The sequence below is a fragment of the Paraperlucidibaca sp. genome (assembly GCF_982810325.1).
Map to the genome: position 1 here is coordinate 13884 of NZ_CEYEMI010000031.1, position 3009 is coordinate 16892.

Sequence of the window (3009 nt, forward strand, 5' to 3'; positions counted from 1 at the left end):
AATGGCTCGTTGTCGAGCTACGCCCATGCCGATGCATTGAGCTTTAACAATGCTCAGCAGCAGGCATTAGCCTATTCACGCCAGCTACAAGCCCAAGACGCGGCAATTCGTGCTGATTCTGAATTGGTCATTGCGGCAGGCGAGCGACCCGATCCAAGACTCTCGATTGAGCTACAAAACTTACCCGCCAATGGCAGTGATCGTTTCAGTACTACGCGCGATTTTATGACCATGCAGATGGTAGGTATTTCGCAAGAATTCACACGCCAAAACACCTTAGATCTTCGCCAAGCACGGCAACAGCAGCTTGTTGCGCTGGCGAAAACTGATAAGCGATTAATGCAGAGTAAGGTGCTGCAGGGCGCAGGCCGAGCATGGGTGAGAGCGTACTTTTTACAAGAGCAGTGCCGTGTATTGAGCGACGAGCTGACTCAAGCGCGCTTGAAGCAGCAGGCTAGCGAGGCAGCTTATAGCGGCAATAGACTGAGTCAGGCCGACACGTTAGCGGCTCATGCCGAGGTTCTATTATTAGAGGATCAGCACCAAGTTTTAACATCCACGCTACAGCAAGCATTGTTTGATTTGGCACGATGGTTGGGCGGTGAGTCTAATGCAGACATATTACTTGGAACGCCAAATAGCTCTAGAACACACCTCGATGGTATGAATCTTCGAGATCACTTGCTTCGCCATCCAGACTTAGTGCTGCTCAGTCAACGCATTGACTTGGCCAGAACTGAGGCCGATTTAGCTGAGTCTGCCAAGTCGCCTGATTGGACAGTGTCATTGAGCTATGCCAAGCGCGGCTCGGCGTTCTCAGACATGATGTCTGTGGGCGTTTCTGTGCCGCTGCAATGGGGGCAGTCGCGCCGACAAGATCGTGAAGTCGCGTCACGACTGGCTCAAGTAGAGCAAGCTAAGGCGACTCGAGAAGACATGCTTGATCGTCATGTTGCCGAGATTAGTGGCCAGTTGGATCGTTGGCGCTCCAATCAATCTCGAGCCAGGCGCTACCGTGAACAAATCATTCCGCTGCAAGCGGCGCGAGCAAAGGCCGTCAACGCGCAATGGCGAGGAGGTCGTGCCTCATTAGCCGATGTATTCGCCGCGCGCCGCGCACTCCTAAGCACTGAATTAGATGCCTTATTAATCAATATGCAAGTCGATCTAGATTGGGTCGATTTAGAGTTTTTATTGCCTGAAAATGCGGGAGAAGCGTCATGAGCCGCACGAATAAAGTCATCACGATCATAGTACTGGCTGTGCTTATTGGCAGTGGTGCTTGGTACTTTTTTGCGTCTTCACACACCATGTCTATGACTGCCGATATGCACCACGGCGGGGCTGATCAGGGCAGCTCGGAGCAGCGTAACGTGCTGTACTGGCATGACCCCATGGTGCCCGGCCAGCGCTTCGATAAGCCGGGCCCATCGCCGTTTATGGATATGCAGTTAGTGCCTGTTTATGCCGATGATTCCGACACCAGCGAGGGCGTCAGTATTTCTGCTCAAACGCAACAAAATCTCGGTATTCGCACCGCCGTTGTACGAATGGGCGAGATCAGCAAAGACGCTGTTGTGCAGGGCAATGTGGTGTGGAATGAGCATGCGATTGATGTCATTTCGGCACGAGCCACAGGCTTTATTGAGCGGCTATATGTTCGCGCGGCCATGGAGGCGGTGAAGCAAGGGCAGGCCTTGGCTGAGATCTACGTTCCAGACTGGATTGCAGTTCAAGAAGAGTATTTGCTAACTCGTGAGCTTGGCGGCGAGATAGGCCAGCAGCTTAAATCTGGCGCTAAGCAGCGCATGCGTGTGGCTGGCATGACCGACTCACAAATTGCCGAAGTCGTACGTGATGGAAAGATTCATGCTCGCGTGACGATACGAGCTCCTCGAAGTGGCGTGCTGTCTGAGTTGAACGTTCGCGCGGGTGAGACAGTGAGCTTAGGTATGCCGCTATTTCGAATTAGCGGTTTAAACCCGATATGGCTGGATGCGAATGTGCCGGAATCACTGATGTCATCGCTGCATTTAGGCGATAGCGTCGAAGTTACGACGGTCGCGCGCGGCAATAAACGCTACTCCGGCAAAGTGGCTTTGTTGCCGCCCGAGATTGATCAAGTCACCAGAGCGCAGCGTGTTCGCATTGAGCTGGCCAACCCGCGTGACGAGCTTTTGCCAGGTATGTTTGCCTCACTTGTCATCAAGCAAAATTCAGTAGCCGATGCACTGTTGGTGCCGACCGAGGCAATCATTACTACTGGAAGTAGAAAGATTGTTTTTAGCGTCAATGATGATGGCAAATTTAATCCGCATACGATTACTGCAGGCCTTGAAAGTGACACTGAAACTGAGGTCTTGTCTGGCTTAAGCGCAGGCCAAAAAGTGGTGACTTCTGGTCAGTTTTTGGTGGACTCAGAGGCTAGCCTAAAAGGTGTTATGAGCCGGATGCAGGAGTCTGCGCCATGATTGCCCGCTGCATACGCTGGTCGATTGCCAATCGGCCATTGGTGTTACTGGCGAGCATCATGCTCACCGTTTTAGGCTTATGGTCGGCAGTAAAAACACCATTAGATGCTTTGCCGGATCTCTCGGATACGCAAGTCATTGTTCGAACTACATGGCCGGGGCAGTCGCCACAGCTGATTGAGAATCAAGTTACTTATCCGATGACAACGACCATGTTGTCGGTGCCGGGGGCGAAAACTGTTCGTGGTTACTCTTTCTTTGGCGACTCTTACGTCTACATCATTTTTGAGGATGGCACGGATCAATATTGGGCGCGCTCTCGTGTGCTGGAGTATTTGAGTCAGGTACAAGCGCGATTACCTGCGCAAGCAAAAGCAGTGCTTGGGCCAGATGCCACGGGTGTGGGCTGGGTCTATGAGTATGCATTGGTTGATCGAACAGGGCAGCACGATTTATCACAGCTGAGAACGCTGCAAGACTGGTTCTTAAAGTATGAACTGAAGACGGTAGAGAACGTCGCTGAAGTGGCCAGTATCGG

At 52.1% G+C, this 3009-nt stretch carries 3 protein-coding genes; all 3 read left to right on the forward strand.

The window, feature by feature from the left end; all coding sequences use genetic code 11:
• Window positions 1–1224 (forward strand): TolC family protein (locus AC3DKE_RS09465; RefSeq protein ID WP_487990528.1); only part of this gene is annotated, 1224 nt, incomplete at its 5' end.
• Complete coding sequence (locus AC3DKE_RS09470) at window positions 1221–2471, forward strand: efflux RND transporter periplasmic adaptor subunit (protein WP_487990529.1); 1251 nt, start codon at window positions 1221–1223, stop codon at window positions 2469–2471. The genes AC3DKE_RS09465 and AC3DKE_RS09470, both read left to right, overlap by 4 nt.
• Window positions 2468–3009, forward strand: a 542-nt coding sequence (locus AC3DKE_RS09475; RefSeq protein ID WP_487990530.1) for an efflux RND transporter permease subunit, incomplete at its 3' end; no start/stop codon positions are given. The genes AC3DKE_RS09470 and AC3DKE_RS09475, both read left to right, overlap by 4 nt.